Origin of the sequence: Vibrio sp. 10N.239.312.C11 (genome assembly GCF_041466065.1) — a bacterium.
Taxonomy (GTDB): domain Bacteria; phylum Pseudomonadota; class Gammaproteobacteria; order Enterobacterales; family Vibrionaceae; genus Vibrio; species Vibrio tasmaniensis_A.
The window spans coordinates 1-15,661 of sequence record NZ_JBFSRZ010000030.1; the positions used below are offsets into that span (position 1 = coordinate 1).

The window sequence follows — 15,661 nt, forward strand, 5'->3', positions numbered from 1 at the left end:
CGGCCTGTCACGCCGGGGGTCGCGGGTTCGAGTCCCGTCCACTCCGCCACTTATTAGAAAAGCCCTGCTAGAGAAGCAGGGCTTTTTTACACTTGAAGAAAAGTGTTTTGCTTTTAGATTGAATGAGTGCTGTAAAGACACTGAGCTAATGTATTTCACACTATTCCATTAGAAAGCCTAGTCTGACGACTAGGCTTTCGTCGTTTCCGGCATCTGAGTCTTATTATTCGTCTCTGAGTTTGTAGAGGTGCTTTACGTTGTTCACGAGCTCTGATATTCCGACACTTATTATCAAGCACTGCTCTCTCTAACAGCGCTTGATTACGTAAGTTTATACTTGTGGCTATTGATTCGATGATTAACTTTTCCAGAGCGTCTCGAGCGCTCTATTTTCTACTAATTTGAACTGACTGATAAAGATGCCTTTCTAATAACAAGGTTTTGTTGGTCGGTAACTCTTGCTATATCCCTTTTACTTAATAGATGAATCTACAGACAGTTACGTGAACTCCCCGGTTATAACGGTTTATAGTTGGAACATTGATGCCTATTTAATTGTTAATTCAGCGTGATTTAAAGTGGGTATTTGTCTGCGGGTAAATATCTTTAAACGCCTTCTTTCAAGGTGAGACTCATTTAATCTTGGGCTTAAAGGTGTCACTTTTCTCTATGGATCTTCCTGAGTCTCTTCTCTGGGGTTGTTTATAAGAATGGTAAAACTACGTACAGACACAATTAAAGTCGTTCTTCGTGTGTTTGAGAAGCTCAGTTGAGCAATTTCATGGTTAGTTGGTATTGGGCGGGTAAGAGTTTGATGAGCTTGGTTTATAGCTATTGTAGAAGTTATCTAGGGGTAAATAACAGATACAAAAAAGCCGATGCTAGACATCGGCTTAGTTTGAGTCGTTTTGAATTACGCTGGTTGAACGAGAGCGAGCGCTTTACGAGAAACCTCGTGAGCTGCTTTCGTTAAGTTTTGCTTCTCTAGGGCGTCAGATAGGTATCCGTAATCTGAAACATTAGAGCGAAGTGCCAGGGCTTTTTCAAAGTGACTTTGCGCTTCTGCCCACTTCTGCTCTCTTAGATAGAACTGAGCCAACGCGCTGTATGCTTCTGCATTACCATTGTCTTTACTGATGGCGCGCTCTAGCATCACTACTACTGGGTGGTGATCGGCAAGATTAAGCTCTGGAAGCAACATATAGAGCTCATTTGAACCACTCTTCGCAATGTTTTCTTTAATCACTGTGAAGGCTTCTGAATCAGCTTTACGAGCGATCAGTTGCTTCACAAAACAGGAAACAAGGTGAGAGCTTTGTTTTTGCTTTCTTGAAAGCTTATTCCAATGACTGATTAAACCTTCGCTACCTTGCTGCTGTGCCACATCATGAAGCAAACCACATTGTGTTTTCTGTTCCAACTCAACTTGCTCTTCAGCTGTAAGAAGCTTGTTCTTAGCCAGCTTAGGCGTTAGCTCTAACAGTGGCTGCCACAGCTTAAGTTGCATGTAAGTGGCTTTTAGCAGGCCAAGTACGGCGGTGTTATTCGGGTACGAACCTTTCAATGTTGAAAGTGTATCGAATGCGGCTTCGTAGTTTGACTCACTGATCTGTTGTTTTGCTTTCGTTAGCTCAACGGCCAATAGAGAGGCCTCTTGTTGGCTAGCAAGCTCGATGTACTTATCACGCTCACTTGTATTGCCTTGTTCGTGAGCAGCTTGAGAAGCGACTAAATAACAAAGTAGCGGCATGTCGTGGTGGTTAGCCCAACGAGTTACCTTCTTCTCTGCGCCTTTCCAGTCACCTTCAAGAAGCTTGATGATGCCTTCATTGGTATAACGACGAGAGCGCTTTAGTTTACGAACACTGAACCAGTTCCAAGTTGTCGAGCTTGCGTACATAAGCTTTTTAAATAGGTACTCTAAGCCGAATAGAGCAGCTAGAAGAGCAATGACAAAGATAACCAGTGTTGTCACGCTCATCTCAATGGTCTTATTCGCAATTGAGATCAGAACGTAGCCTTGTTGACCAGAGAACTGAGTACCAACAATTAACCCAGCACCTAGAACGAGAAAAAGAAAAATCCAACGAATCATTATTTTTCCTCCGTGGTCATAACGGTGACTTCACGACGTAGGCGCTCACGTATCACGTCTGATAACTCATTTTGAGACTCAAGTTTCACAGGGTATTTCACAGAAAAATTCTGCTCGCTCAGCTGCTTAATCGCCTTTTCAAACTCGATTACTGAGTTGTTATCTTGGTTTAGGTACGACTTCGACCACTCGTTAGCTGTCTTAAGAGCTGCGCTATAGACTTCGCCTTGCTCTTTGTAGACTGCGCGAATTGCGGTCTCTAGTTTGCCCTTGATATTCTCACGCAGGTAAAAGTGTTGTTCAGGAGAGAGTAGAGGAATAACTTCACCATCACGACTGCGGAATGTGATGAAGTTTTCTGAAAAATCTTTCATCGACGTTATCAGGTTGTTCTGCCAATCATTGATATCTTGCGATACGGCTTTTTTCTCAACAACCGCAGCTTCTGGAAGAATCGCATTAGCAAGCGGTAGAGTATCGACTTGTTGTTGTAGGCTTGTGATACGAAGAACTAAGCCATCACGGTCGATTAGAGGGATAGTGCGAAGCTTAGTAATGTCATTGGTCATTGATTGACGAAGAGAGACCAAGCTTGGGTCATTCAGTGCGGCGATACGTTGATCTGCGCTTTCCATTAGTTTGGTGGCACTAACGGCATCATGTTCTAGGAACAGTTTACGACCAGCAAGTTTCACAAGGTAATCAGCTTCAGCAAGCAACCAGTCATTTGGACGGCGACCTTTAACATCAGCAACCGCTAGCTGTAGGCTTTGAATGCTCTTCTGTTGCTGAGATTGCACGACTTGAGTTTTCTCCACCGCATGTGATGCTTCTTGGATGGTCTCTTGCTTGATGGTTTGTAGGTCTTTATTTACTGCAGATTGAGTATTTTGCAGTTGTGCTTGAAGAGCAGCGATTTGAGCCGAGTACTCAGCGCTCTTTTGCTGCATTTGAAAGGCAATGCCACTACTGAAAATAATAGAAAAAGCGATCGCAATAGCGCCTAGTGTGACACCGCGCTTACCTTGCTTTTCTGCTTTCTCTATTTGCTCTTTATGCTCAGTTTTAGGCTGATCATTTTTAGCGGTATTTGACGCAGAGGCATCAAGTTTTTGTTCAGGTTGTTTTGTCTCTGTAGAGTCAGCTTTTTCGTTTTCAACAACTACTGGCTGAGTGTCTTGTTTCTTTTCAGGTTCAATATGCTCATTATTTTTTTTGCTTGTCATGCTTATTTCCTGTTCTAGCTAGGGCCGGAGAGCAGCCAGTAATATTTGGTTCGTAGCACTGTGAGTATTGGTCACGTTCGAGAAGCCGAGTTGTTGTGCTCGTTCTACTATGCGCTGGCTTGGGACAAATAGATGTCTTGTTGAAAGCCAAGCCAAATACTCATCAGGGGTAATTGAGCAGAGATACTCCAATTGTTCCTGACTAGTGATGACAACTTTGGACGTTTTTTTGTTTATCCATGTTTGATAGGTATTGTGGTCGCTAATAGGAATATATTCTCTACGGTAGGTCTCACAATAAGAGACTTTTGCACCTCGATTGAGTAGAGAATCTCTAATGAGCTCACGCCCACCATTTCCACGCAGTATCAAAATGGATTTATTATCTACGCCATTAAGTTCAGTAAGTTTGAGAAGATGTTCACTATCACTCACTTTGGGATAGTTTACTTTTTGTTTACTAACTTTGCTTAAAACGTGCGCAGTTTTTTGACCAACACCAAGATAAAGCGGCGAAGTTGGCCAAATAGATGAAGTTTTCGAAAGGATGTTTTGGGCAGCGGTCACGGCGTGGTGACTGACTGCAATAATGATATTGCTGTTATTAAGCTGGGTGCTTAAATCCGATGAGTGTGGATTATCAACGATACGAATAAGCGGATGATGGATTGCTTGAATCCCTTCATCCGCTAGTTGTTGGCAAAGCGATTGTCCCTCTGAACCGGGACGAGTCACCAACACTGTCATAGTTATTCTTGGTCTGCGTATAGCTTGGTTAAGATTTCTCTCGCGCCATCATCCAGCAATTGATTTGCCAGAGTAACGCCAAGTGCTTCTGCATCTTTGCGAAGGCCAGAGATCTCACCACGAACCATTTTAGAACCATCTGGTTCGCCTACTAATGCACGTAACCAGATATTATCGCCATCTAATAATGAGTAGCTACCGATAGGAACCTGACAACCACCTTCTAGAGTTAGGTTCATTGCACGTTCGCATAGCACACGATCGGCTGTGTCTTTGTGGTTCAGTGGCTCAAGAAGCTTGATTAGACGTTCATCATCTAGACGACACTCAATACCAACAGCGCCTTGCCCTACAGCAGGTAGAGACTGTTCAGGTTCGATAAAGCTACGGATACGCTCTTCTAGCTCTAATCGCTTAAGGCCAGCTGCCGCCAGCACGATAGCATCGTATTGACCATCATCGAGTTTACCTAGACGAGTCCCCACATTGCCACGCAGTTCTTTGATGATGAGATCTGGGCGGTATTCTAGCAACTGACATTGACGACGCAGGCTGCAGGTACCTACGACAGCACCTTGTGGTAACTCATCGATGTTGTTGTAAGCATTTGATACGAAAGCATCACGAGGATCTTCGCGCTCACAAATAGTTACTAGACCTAGACCTTCAGGGAAGTCGACCGGTACGTCTTTCATTGAGTGAACCGCTAGGTCAGCACGACCTTCTAGCATTGCTACTTCAAGTTCTTTAACGAATAGCCCTTTACCGCCTACCTTAGCAAGTGGCGTGTCTAGGATGATGTCACCTTTGGTCACCATAGTTACCAACTCAACCTCTAAACCAGGGTGAGCAGCTTGCAGTGCATCCCTTACAAAGTATGCCTGCCAAAGGGCAAGAGGGCTTTTTCTGGTCGCGATACGGATTGGTGCTGAATTTGTCATGGTGTTTCCGATATAGGTTCTGTAATAGGCTAATCCTACCATTGTGAGGCGAAAATTCTTACTGTTTGATCATTCGATACTTTGATAGCAGAGGGAATTTCATGAGTTCACCAAAATAGTGTGATTGGTATCTCATTTGAAACATGGGCTATTATTAGAAATAGTCAATAAAGAGGACACTACGGCGCCGCGAGTTTTACTTTCAGTCATCAAGGGGTTCGTAAGTATGACGGCGTCCTTTGCTTTACCGATAAGGGTAAAAGTGTTAAATTGATCACGTTTTGTTGCTGCTTTCGTTCAGTAACTAAACAGAAGTACACTTAATCTCAAACCAAGGACTTACCTTGCAGGCTTACACTCAAACTTTGATTCAACGATTAGACAATCTAAATCAGCAGCGCATTGATCGTGCGTTGGCGTTGATGAATGTGCAGGGCCAGCGAGTTTTTAACCTTATCCCCGCGCTGCTTCACTTCAATCACCCGATGATGCCTGGTTATTATGACCAACAAGTTCCTTTTGGAATTCGTAGCTTCACGCTCAATGAATTCCAAAAGCAATTTGTCTCTGATACTGAATTAACTCTGGGCGGAAAACTTACCGAGGCCGCTGAACCAGCAATCTTGGGTTTGTACACCATGGGTAGTACTTCGTCTATTGGTCAAAGTACCTCAAGTGATCTTGATATCTGGGTGTGTGTATCTCCAGATATGGATGGCGCATCTCGCGATAGCCTGACCAATAAATGCCTGCTTATTACTGATTGGGCTGAAACCTTAGGGGTTGAAGCGAACTTCTTTTTGATGGATGAAGAGCGTTTCCGCTCGAATCATTCTGAAGAGATGACCGGTGATAACTGTGGTTCTTCACAGCACTTACTACTGCTTGATGAGTTCTACCGCTCAGCCGTTCGTTTGGCTGGCCAGCGTTTGTTGTGGCAAATCATCCCGCCAGAAATGGAGGAGTGCTACGACGAGTATGTCCAAGGTTTATGTAATGATGGTTATCTTGATTGCTCGCAGTGGATCGATTTCGGCAAGCTGAACAGTATTCCTGCTGAAGAGTACTTTGGTTCAAACCTATGGCAGCTCTATAAGAGTATCGACTCACCGTATAAATCGGTGTTGAAGGCGATCCTGTTAGAAGCTTATTCATGGGAATACCCAAACACCCAGCTTCTTAGTATTGATACCAAGCGTCGTTTCTTCGCAGATGAACCTGATCTGTATGGCATGGATAGCTACTATCTGATGCTTGAGAAGGTAACTCGCTACCTAGAACGTATCAACGACCATACTCGATTGGATTTGGTGAGACGCTGCTTCTATCTTAAGACCCACGAGAAGTTGTCACGAGATGCGGGTATTGGTTCTGTCGCATGGCGTCGTGAAGCCTTAACCGAGATGACTAAATCTTGGAACTGGGGACATGAAACCATTGCTGAGCTCGACAACCGCCGTAACTGGAAGGTTGAGCAGGTTAAAGTGGTACACCATGCGCTGCTTGATGCCTTGATGCTGAGCTATCGTAATCTGATTCAATTTGCACGTCGTAACGACATCACTTCAGCTATCAGCCCGCAAGATATCAGTATCTTGGCACGTAAACTTTACGCTGCGTTTGAGGTCTTGCCTGGCAAAGTGACGCTACTGAATCCACAAATATCCCCGGATCTCCATGAGCCTGATTTGAGCTTTATCGAAGTTCGTCAGGGTCAGTCAAATAAAGCGGGTTGGTACTTGTACAAACAGCCTTTGATTGCACATCGCATTCTCGGTCAGCCTTCACTTGAGCACCATGAGTACTTGAGTAAGTTGGTTGCTTGGTCGTTCTTTAATGGCCTAATTACAGAGTCGACGCGTTTGCACTCTGTGGTTCGAGATGCTCATATTGATATCGATAAATTTTATCAAATGGTGAGCGATCTACGTAATACCTTCTCTTTGCGTAAGCGTCGACCGAGTATGCAGGCACTGGCGAGCCCGTGTGAGATAAGCCAACTGGCGATGTTCATCAACTTTGAAAATGACCCGACGTCTGAATTAAGTGGTCGCGCATTAAAAGTGGATCTTAAGAATGCCGATATTTTCAGTTTTGGTGAAGAAGGTAAGAGCTTAGTCGGTAGTGTCGATCTGGTTTATCGGAACTCTTGGCATGAAGTTCGTACACTTCATTTCCAAGGCGAAACCGCGATGTTGGACGCTTTGAAGACAGTACTGGGTAAAATGCACCAGGATGCGTTGCCGCCAGAGTCGGTTGATGTGTTCTGTTACAGCAAAAACCTACGCGGTGTGATGCGTAATATGGTGTATCAACTGCTTGCCGAGTGTATCGATTTGCGATTAAAACCAATTGAGCCAGAGAAACGCCGCCGATTTAAGGCTATTCGCCTGGCAAACAAAATGTTTGGTCTGTTCTTTGAACGTCGTGGCGTTTCGGTGCAGATGCTGGAAAACTCGGTCGATTTCTATCGTAGTATCTCGACGAATAAGCTGAAGGGCTCACCTTTACTGATGCTCGATAAAGAGCAAGAGTATCAGCTACCAGAAGTGGTTGATGGTTTTGCGAGTGAAGGTTTAATTCAATTTTTCTTTGAGGATACCGACAAAGGTTTCAATATTTATGTATTGGACGAGTCGAATCAGGTTGAGGCGTATCACCAGTACAGCGGTGAAAAAGATGAGATGATCGCAAGCGTGAATTCTTTCTACACTTCAGTAAAAGATGAGTCGAAGGTGTCGTCTAAGTTGATTAACTTTAACCTACCTCAGTACTACCAAATTGTTCACCCTGAAGAAGGTAACTCTTATGTGGTGCCATATCGTAACGATGCGACTTTAGCTTCTCGGAGCTCAAAGATAGTCAATATCTAGTCTTACCAAGACTGATTGATATTAAAAAAGGAGTGATTGATTCACTCCTTTTTAGTTTTGCTTACAAATGATTAGACCCAATTAATCTCTTCATCTGCGTGCTTTTCGCACTCTTCTTTGACCATCTCAAACAACGCCATGCCCGTCTTTGAACATGTCCACTTGTCGTCAACTAGCTTGAAGTGAAAGCCGCCAGATTTAGACGCTAACCAGATCTCACGCATTGGTTCTTGGCGATTGATGATAATTTGGCTGCGGTTTTCAAACTCCAACGTCATTACGTTACCAGTCACTTCATAATCAATATCTGCCTCTGATTCATCGATCGCTTCTTCGATGTTTTGCATCTGTATATCGACCAGCTTATGAAATTCAGTCTCGTTCATCCTTTCTATCCTATTGCTTTTCCTGAGTGTGGTGCGATTATAGGGGGCATTGAGTTAATAATCACGATGTGCAAAATGAAAAAACTAATTACCGCTTTGTTTATGGTGTCCGTTATTGGACTTTCTGGTTGTGGTCAAACGGGTCCTTTGTATGATCCTGATGAAGTTCAACAGACTGAACAATCACAATAAGTGAAACACGCAGAAATCGTTATTTATAAGGGATAAGAACTTTGGATTACTTCAACTATCAGGAAGATGGCCAGCTTTGGGCTGAGGACGTCGCACTTTCACAACTAGCAGATCAATATGGTACACCGCTGTATGTATATTCTCGTGCCACATTAGAACGTCACTGGAACGCATTTGACTCATCGGTAGGTGAGCACCCGCATTTGGTGTGTTACGCCGTTAAAGCTAACTCGAATCTAGGCGTGTTGAATACCTTAGCTCGTTTGGGTTCTGGTTTTGACATCGTTTCTGGTGGTGAGCTAGAGCGTGTGGTTGCTGCAGGTGGCGATCCGGCGAAAGTTGTTTTCTCTGGTGTCGGCAAAACAGCCGCAGAAATGAAGCGAGCGCTTGAGTTGAACATTAAATGTTTCAACGTAGAGTCTGAGCCAGAACTGGAGCGACTGAATAAAGTAGCCGGTGAACTTGGAGTTAAAGCGCCGATTTCACTGAGAATCAACCCTGATGTTGATGCCAATACTCACCCTTATATCTCTACGGGTCTGCGTGATAACAAGTTTGGTATCGCCTTCGATCGTGCTCCTGCTGTTTATGCGTTTGCTAAAACACTCGATAACTTGTCTATCCATGGTATTGATTGCCATATCGGCTCTCAGTTAACGGATATCGAACCTTTCATCGATGCCACTGATCGCTTGCTTGCGTTGATCGATCAACTACGAGCTAACGATATCAACATCAAGCATCTTGATGTTGGCGGTGGTTTGGGGGTGGTTTATCGTGATGAATTACCACCACAGCCCTCTGACTACGCGAAAGCCTTGTTGGCTCGCCTAGACAATCATTCTGATCTAGAGCTGATTTTCGAGCCAGGAAGAGCGATTGCGGCTAACGCTGGTGTATTATTAACAAAAGTCGAGTTCCTTAAGCCAACAGAGCATAAGAACTTTGCCATTATCGATGCGGCAATGAACGACCTGATGCGCCCTGCACTTTACCAAGCTTGGCAAGATATTGTTCCAGTTAGCCCGCGTCAGGGTGAAGCTGTGACTTACGATTTAGTTGGCCCTATATGTGAAACGGGTGACTTCCTAGGTAAAGATCGTGACCTTGTTCTTGAAGAGGGCGACTTATTGGCTGTTCGTTCAGCAGGTGCTTATGGCTTCGTAATGTCATCCAACTACAACACTCGTTCGCGTGCGGCAGAAGTGATGGTTGATGGCGATAAAACTCATTTGGTTCGTCAGCGTGAAGAGCTTACGAGTCTGTGGGAACTTGAAAACATTCTTCCGGAGTAATTTTAAGCGTTATGCACTTCCACTTTTCTAAAATGCATGGTTTGGGCAATGATTTCATGGTCGTGGACTGCATTACTCAAAATATTTTCTTTTCTCCAGATTTGATCCGTCGTTTGGCGGATCGTCACACTGGTGTGGGTTTCGACCAGCTACTTGTAGTTGAAGCTCCCTATGATCCTGAAACTGACTTCCATTACCGCATATTTAATGCAGATGGCAGTGAAGTGGAGCAGTGTGGCAATGGTGCGCGTTGTTTTGCTCGATTCGTTCGCATGAAAGGCTTAACGAATAAGTACAGCATCAACGTGAGCACCAAGAAAGGGAAAATGGTTCTTAAGATTGAAGACAATGATTTAATCACTGTCAACATGGGTATTCCTGAGTTCGAACCGGGCAAGATTCCATTTAAGGCGAAGCAGCCAGAAAAGACGTATATCCTAAGAACGGATGTACACACCTTGTTCTGTGGTGCTGTTAGCATGGGTAACCCACATGTGGTTACCGTAGTTGATGACGTCGATACTGCTGATGTGGATACCTTAGGTCCGCTGCTTGAATCTCACGAACGTTTTCCTGAGCGTGTTAATGCTGGCTTTATGCAAGTGGTTAACCGTGAAGAGGTTCGCTTGCGTGTCTACGAACGTGGTGCGGGTGAAACTCAGGCATGTGGCAGTGGCGCATGTGGTGCAGTTGCTGTTGGTATAACACAAGGCTTACTGGCTGAGAATGTGAAGGTTCGTCTACCTGGTGGTGACTTACACATTAGCTGGCAAGGCCCTGGGAAACCTCTGTTGATGACTGGCCCAGCAACGCATGTGTTTGATGGTCAACTTTCTTGCTAATAACGATATAACAAATAGATTTATAAAAAATAAAGGATAGGTTTTGTCTTACGTTGAAGGCGACACTCTGACTGCAGAGGTGGTTGCGGAATATTTACGTGATAACCCAGATTTCTTTCAAAACAGGAAAGATTTGGTTGATCGCCTTGCTATTAATAATGTTGAGCAGGGCGCTGTTTCTCTGGTTGAGATTCAGCTTAAACGTCAGCGTCATAGAATCGAAGAGCTGGAAGAAGAGATCACTGGCCTGATGTCACTAGCGGCGAATAACGATAAAACTTTCTATGAATTCATGGATCTGCAAACTCAAGTGTTGAAATGCAGTGACTTCATTCAGGTTATCAAGGCTGTTGAACAAAAAGCGTTGGAACTAGGGCTTAAGGCTCATGTACGAGTTCTCTCACAATTAGGTTTTTATCAGCTGAATGAAGAGCGTTACTCGAAATTTTCACTTAACCATTTCAATGGCAAAGATGCTTATCTAGGGCGATTGAGAAAGGCAGACAGACACGATTTGTTTGGTGATTATCCAGTTCCAGAGCTAGGCTCTTATGTAGTGCTACCCCTTGCTAAGCGATCTCCGCTGGGTGTACTCGCTTTTTCTAGTGAAGATGGCGGCCACTTCCAGCCTCATATGGACACGCTCTTTTTACGCCATTTAGCACTTGTTGTCGCTCATTTGGCGGACACCTTACCTTGGCAGATAAATAATGAGCCTAGAGCCCAAAATACCTCTTCCTAACAGCCTTCAAAAGCCTCTTTCTCGCTTCTATGAATATCTTAGAAGTGAGAAGGGACTCAGCTTACACACCCAACGTAACTACAAACAACAACTTGAAACCATGGCCGCTTATTTAGTCACTCTGGGACTAACGGACTGGGGGCAAGTTGATGCGGCGTGGGTAAGACAACTTGCAAGTAAAGGCATGCGCGAAGGAATGAAAGCGAGCAGTATTGCGACTCGCTTATCGTCACTGCGCAGCTTCTTTGATTTCCTTGTCTTGCGTGGCGAAATGACCGCCAATCCAGCCAAAGGGGTTTCAGCACCTCGCAAACAGCGTCCTTTGCCTAAAAACCTCGATGTTGATGAAGTCGGGCAGCTGCTTGATGTGAATGAGGACGACCCACTGTCAATTCGCGACCGAGCGATGATGGAAGTGATGTATGGTGCTGGATTACGTTTGGCTGAGCTGGTCGGTATCAATCTTAAAGATGTATTGGGTCGACAAGGCGAAATCCGAGTGATTGGTAAAGGCGACAAAGAACGCAAAGCGCCTTTTTCTGGTTTAGCGAAAGAGTGGGTTGATAAATGGCTCAAAGTTCGTGGTGAACTCGCTTCGCCGGGTGAGCCTGCACTGTTTGTCTCGAAGTTAGGGACTCGTATCTCTCATCGCAGCGTGCAAAAGCGCATGGAAGAGTGGGGCAAGAAGCAATCTGTCGCGAGTCACATCAGCCCGCATAAACTGCGTCACTCGTTTGCAACGCATGTGCTTGAATCAAGCCAAAACCTTCGTGCGGTTCAAGAGTTGCTCGGGCATGAAAACATCTCGACAACCCAAGTGTACACTCACTTAGATTTCCAACATTTAGCACAAGCTTATGACCAAGCTCATCCAAGAGCGCGTAAGAAGAATAAAGATTAGATTAAAGGTTTAACTATGCGAATTTATCGAGGGTTAAAGCCCATCAAAGCCATGACCTTTGATTTGGATGATACCTTGTACGACAACTGGCCTGTGATCATGAAAGTTGAGAAAGAGATGGCGCAGTGGCTTTATCAAAAGCATCCTGTGTCTGCTTCTCTTTCGTTAGAAGAGTGGCAAGGTATCAAACAGCAAGTCGCCTCTGAAAACCCAGCGTTAAAGCATGATGTCACCGTGTGGCGAGAAACACAGATTAAGCGTGGTTTGTTACAACTGGGGTATTCTCAGCAGCAAGCAGAACAAGCGGCTCGTGAAGGCATAGAACACGCCTTGTGGCTGCGTAATCAGGTGGATGTGCCACAAGAAACGCATCGAGTGATGGCTGAGCTGAGCCAACGTATTCCTTTAGTTGCGATTACTAATGGCAATGTCGACCCACATAAAATTGGCTTGGGGCAGTACTTCCAATTAATCCTTAAAGCCGGTCCTGACGGCAGAGCAAAACCCTACCCTGATATGTTTGATAAAGCTCAGCAATACCTAAATTGTGACGCTGAGAATATTCTCCATGTTGGTGACCATCTTAGAACCGATGTCTATGGAGCTAAGACAAATGGTTTCCAAGCATGCTGGTTTAATGATACTGGTTCCAATTTATATGATTCCCCGAAGGCAACAGTGCTGCCTGATGTTGAAATAGAGCAACTTAGTGATCTTATGCGATTAACTTAATGGCCGTAGTAAGCTTAATGTGTCGCATTTATGATATTGAATTGTTACATTAGTCACAATTAAATGCCTGTTTAGGCTAGGATAATTGGCGACTACTTTTGATCGAAATTTTTGATTCATAGTAGTGCGGGTTCTCATTTCACTCGATTTCGAACAAGGGTTGGCATGCAAACATTTACATTTCTCGCAAATACTGAGGAGTTATTTAAGTCTCAATTTGATCAGCGAGAGTGGTGTGACAGCAAACAGTACCTTATTCAAATTTTCTCTGCTCAGTCCTCTGATATCGCTCGTCGAATTGCCAATGCAGCCCTCAATCGTATAGGGCATGCGACGTTAATCGGTCAGAGCGCCCGTTATGTTATCTGTGATAACAGCCTGAAGCATGAATGTACCTTAGTCGTCGTCAGTGAATTTAACGATACCCATTTAACGTCTACAGTTCAGACGTTTACCGGAAACCCAAATCAAGACAGCCAAGATCTCGCTTCTCAATTAAACCTTACAGAAGAAACCAAAACGGTTATCAGCTTGTGCGATCAGGTTGAAGGGCGTGACTATCCTATTTATAGCGCCTTTGAGAGTTTACCTTACGCACTACCAGTTGCTGGTGGGCTGTGCCACGAGAATGAATATGGCCGTTGGGTTATGCATAATGAGCAAACCTACCAACATGCTTGTGTTGCGGTTGCATTGACTAACCCTAGCTTAAAGATTTGGTCGGACGCGTATTCTGAGTGGAATCCTATTGGGATGAAATTGCGAGTGACACACGCAGTTGGAAATCGTTTATATGCGTTGAATGACAAGCCGGCTATCGAGGTGTTCAAACATTACCTTGCTGATGGTAAAGATCTCCCTTTTAGTCAGTTGATGAGCTTCCCCCTGTATCGAGAGCTCGGCAGAAAGAAGTGCATCTCGACGCCTCTACGTATTAATGATGATGGTAGTATTGAGTTTGATAGCCCTTGGCATGTCGGCGAAGAGGCCCAGTTTTGTTATAACCATCCTTCTTTGACCGCAGAAAAAGTGCGTCACGGCGCTGAGATGCTTGCCGTGTATCAGCCTGAATCGGTGATCATCTATAACTGTGTATCTCGACTAGAATTTATCGACAGTAAACTTGAGCTCAAACCATTTGAAGGGATAGTAAACGCGTGTGGTGCATACTGCATGGGCGAACTATATCGCAACGACGATCGCCAAGAGATACTGCATCACAGCCTTACCTATATTGCGATGAGAGAGTCGGACGAGATTAATGAATTTCGTTGCGAAGATTTCAAGCGAGACTCAACGGTATCGCCACTACTCAACTTAGTCAGAAATGCGGTCGCAGACCTCGACAGTATGAACACTCAGATGGAGAACAAACTCCATCAACAGGCACGTCGCTTAACTGAAAGCTACCGTATTGACTCTCGCACTGGGCTACCCAACCGTATTGTATTAAAAGAACGCCTCAATACGATTTTATTCAATGAACATCTGTTGACGCTGAAGCTGACTAATTTTCATCAAGTTAACGAAAAATACGGTTATCAAGTGGGTGACCAATTACTGCTTGATCTGTCGAATCATTTTGTCGACCGATTGCACCTTAGTGTGGCTAAGGAATCCAAGGTAAAGGTTGAACTGTTCAGTATTGGTGTCGGTGAGTGGGCAATTATCTTTAACGCGAGTGTCGATAGCGTGAAGATAGAGCAACGTTTCGTCGAGTTTGCTGATGGTATTGAGCATATTAATTTTGAGCCATATGGATTAACCGACATAGACTACCTTTCGGTTTCTCTGTGTGGTGGTTTCGCTAGTCGCTGTGATTTCTTAGCTGATAGCGGTGATGAGATCTTGTTGAAAGCGATTGAAGCTCGACGCTACGGGGTGCGGAACAATACTCACATCACTAATGCCAAAAACATTCAGGTGAGTGAGGAAGATCGTAAAGAACAACTAGGCTGGCTGAGCTGTGTAAGCCGCGCAATCTTAGATCAGAACATTATCACCTACTCACAGCCGATTGTAGCGTCTGGTACTCACGAAATGATTGGCCAAGAGTGCTTGGTCAGAATCATGGAGTCGGATGGTACCATTGTACTCCCTGGTAAGTTCTTACCCATTATTGCTGACACGCATCTCTATACTCGCCTTAGCCGGCACATGATTCGAAACACCATTGGCTACATGGCAAATAAGCAGAGTTCTTTTTCAATCAACCTATCCCCACAAGACTTACTGAGCGATAAGACGCTTGAGGTTCTCGAGTCAGCGATTAGTGGTATGAACGACCCCACTAGACTTGGTCTAGAGGTTCTCGAGTCTGAACAGATCAAAGATTATGGCCGCATGATAGAAGTGTGTGATCACTTCCGTGCTCTTGGGGCGAGAATCATTGTTGATGACTTTGGTTCTGGTTATTCCAATATTGATGAGATCATTAAACTTGAGCCGCAGATCATTAAGCTCGACGGTAGCTTGATTCGCAATATCGACAAAGACCCAAAGCAAAGGAATATCGCCTCTCAATTAGTACGCTTGTGTCAGGTGTTTAACGCCAAAACAGTTGCCGAATTTGTCCATAACCAACAGGTTTGTGAAATTGCAGAGCAAATGGGTGTCGATTATCTGCAAGGTTATTACTTTGGTGAGCCTAAGCGACTGTTTTAGTTGTTAAAGCCCTCAACGTCCTAAT

Annotated in this window: 13 protein-coding genes; 8 read left to right on the plus strand and 5 right to left on the minus strand. The window is 44.5% G+C overall.

The genetic code is table 11. From position 1 onward, the window contains the following. Positions 1-913: 913 nt before the first annotated feature. Genes AB6D07_RS13780 through hemC form a run of 4 tightly spaced genes read right to left on the minus strand, consistent with a single transcriptional unit; the run spans position 914 to position 5,009 of the window. Entirely contained in the window at positions 914-2,095 is a 1,182-nt protein-coding gene (locus AB6D07_RS13780; protein WP_017103563.1) for a heme biosynthesis protein HemY, read from the minus strand. Beyond that, a complete protein-coding gene (locus AB6D07_RS13785) occupies positions 2,095-3,321 on the minus strand; it encodes a uroporphyrinogen-III C-methyltransferase (RefSeq protein WP_017103562.1) in 1,227 nt (408 codons plus the stop codon). The genes AB6D07_RS13780 and AB6D07_RS13785 overlap by 1 nt, the downstream gene beginning before the upstream one ends. Positions 3,322-3,339: 18 nt before the next feature. Further along, the gene (locus AB6D07_RS13790; protein WP_017102015.1) at positions 3,340-4,068 is read right to left on the minus strand and encodes a uroporphyrinogen-III synthase; all 729 of its coding nucleotides are present in this window, start codon (positions 4,066-4,068) and stop codon (positions 3,340-3,342) included. 2 nt (positions 4,069-4,070) lie between these two features. After that, the gene (gene hemC / locus AB6D07_RS13795; RefSeq protein ID WP_017102014.1) at positions 4,071-5,009 is read right to left on the minus strand and encodes a hydroxymethylbilane synthase; all 939 of its coding nucleotides are present in this window, start codon (positions 5,007-5,009) and stop codon (positions 4,071-4,073) included. Between the two features lie 344 nt (positions 5,010-5,353). On the opposite strand from hemC, the gene AB6D07_RS13800 reads away from it, so the two are divergent. Beyond that, positions 5,354-7,882 carry a class I adenylate cyclase gene (locus AB6D07_RS13800; RefSeq protein ID WP_017102013.1) on the plus strand — a complete coding sequence of 843 codons (2,529 nt, stop codon included), beginning with the start codon at positions 5,354-5,356 and terminating at the stop codon, positions 7,880-7,882. A 71-nt stretch (positions 7,883-7,953) separates the two neighbouring features. Here the strand turns inward: AB6D07_RS13800 and cyaY are convergent, their stop codons facing one another. Next, positions 7,954-8,268, minus strand: coding sequence for an iron donor protein CyaY (cyaY, locus tag AB6D07_RS13805; RefSeq protein ID WP_009848207.1), 315 nt, complete (start codon positions 8,266-8,268; stop codon positions 7,954-7,956). A 75-nt stretch (positions 8,269-8,343) separates the two neighbouring features. Here cyaY and lptM point away from each other — a divergent pair, with 75 nt between their 5' ends. The 7 genes from lptM (at position 8,344) to AB6D07_RS13840 (ending at position 15,636) form a co-directional block, all read left to right on the plus strand. After that, on the plus strand, positions 8,344-8,460 hold the full coding sequence (lptM, locus tag AB6D07_RS23020; RefSeq protein WP_407829960.1) for a lipoprotein: 117 nt from the start codon (positions 8,344-8,346) through the stop codon (positions 8,458-8,460). A gap of 41 nt (positions 8,461-8,501) precedes the next feature. After that, on the plus strand, positions 8,502-9,755 hold the full coding sequence (lysA, locus tag AB6D07_RS13815) for a diaminopimelate decarboxylase (protein ID WP_017103561.1): 1,254 nt from the start codon (positions 8,502-8,504) through the stop codon (positions 9,753-9,755). A gap of 11 nt (positions 9,756-9,766) precedes the next feature. Then, positions 9,767-10,597 (plus strand): diaminopimelate epimerase, encoded by an 831-nt coding sequence (dapF, locus tag AB6D07_RS13820; RefSeq protein WP_009848210.1) that lies wholly within the window; start codon positions 9,767-9,769, stop codon positions 10,595-10,597. Between the two features lie 43 nt (positions 10,598-10,640). Beyond that, a complete protein-coding gene (locus tag AB6D07_RS13825; protein ID WP_012605049.1) occupies positions 10,641-11,339 on the plus strand; it encodes a DUF484 family protein in 699 nt (232 codons plus the stop codon). Then, on the plus strand, positions 11,308-12,240 hold the full coding sequence (gene xerC / locus AB6D07_RS13830; RefSeq protein WP_017102011.1) for a tyrosine recombinase XerC: 933 nt from the start codon (positions 11,308-11,310) through the stop codon (positions 12,238-12,240). Before AB6D07_RS13825 ends, xerC begins: the two co-directional genes overlap by 32 nt. 15 nt (positions 12,241-12,255) lie before the next feature. Continuing rightward, entirely contained in the window at positions 12,256-12,972 is a 717-nt protein-coding gene (gene yigB, locus AB6D07_RS13835; protein WP_017103560.1) for a 5-amino-6-(5-phospho-D-ribitylamino)uracil phosphatase YigB, read from the plus strand. 165 nt (positions 12,973-13,137) lie between these two features. Then, the gene (locus AB6D07_RS13840; RefSeq protein WP_029223016.1) at positions 13,138-15,636 is read left to right on the plus strand and encodes an EAL domain-containing protein; all 2,499 of its coding nucleotides are present in this window, start codon (positions 13,138-13,140) and stop codon (positions 15,634-15,636) included. The last annotated feature ends 25 nt before the right edge of the window (positions 15,637-15,661 follow it).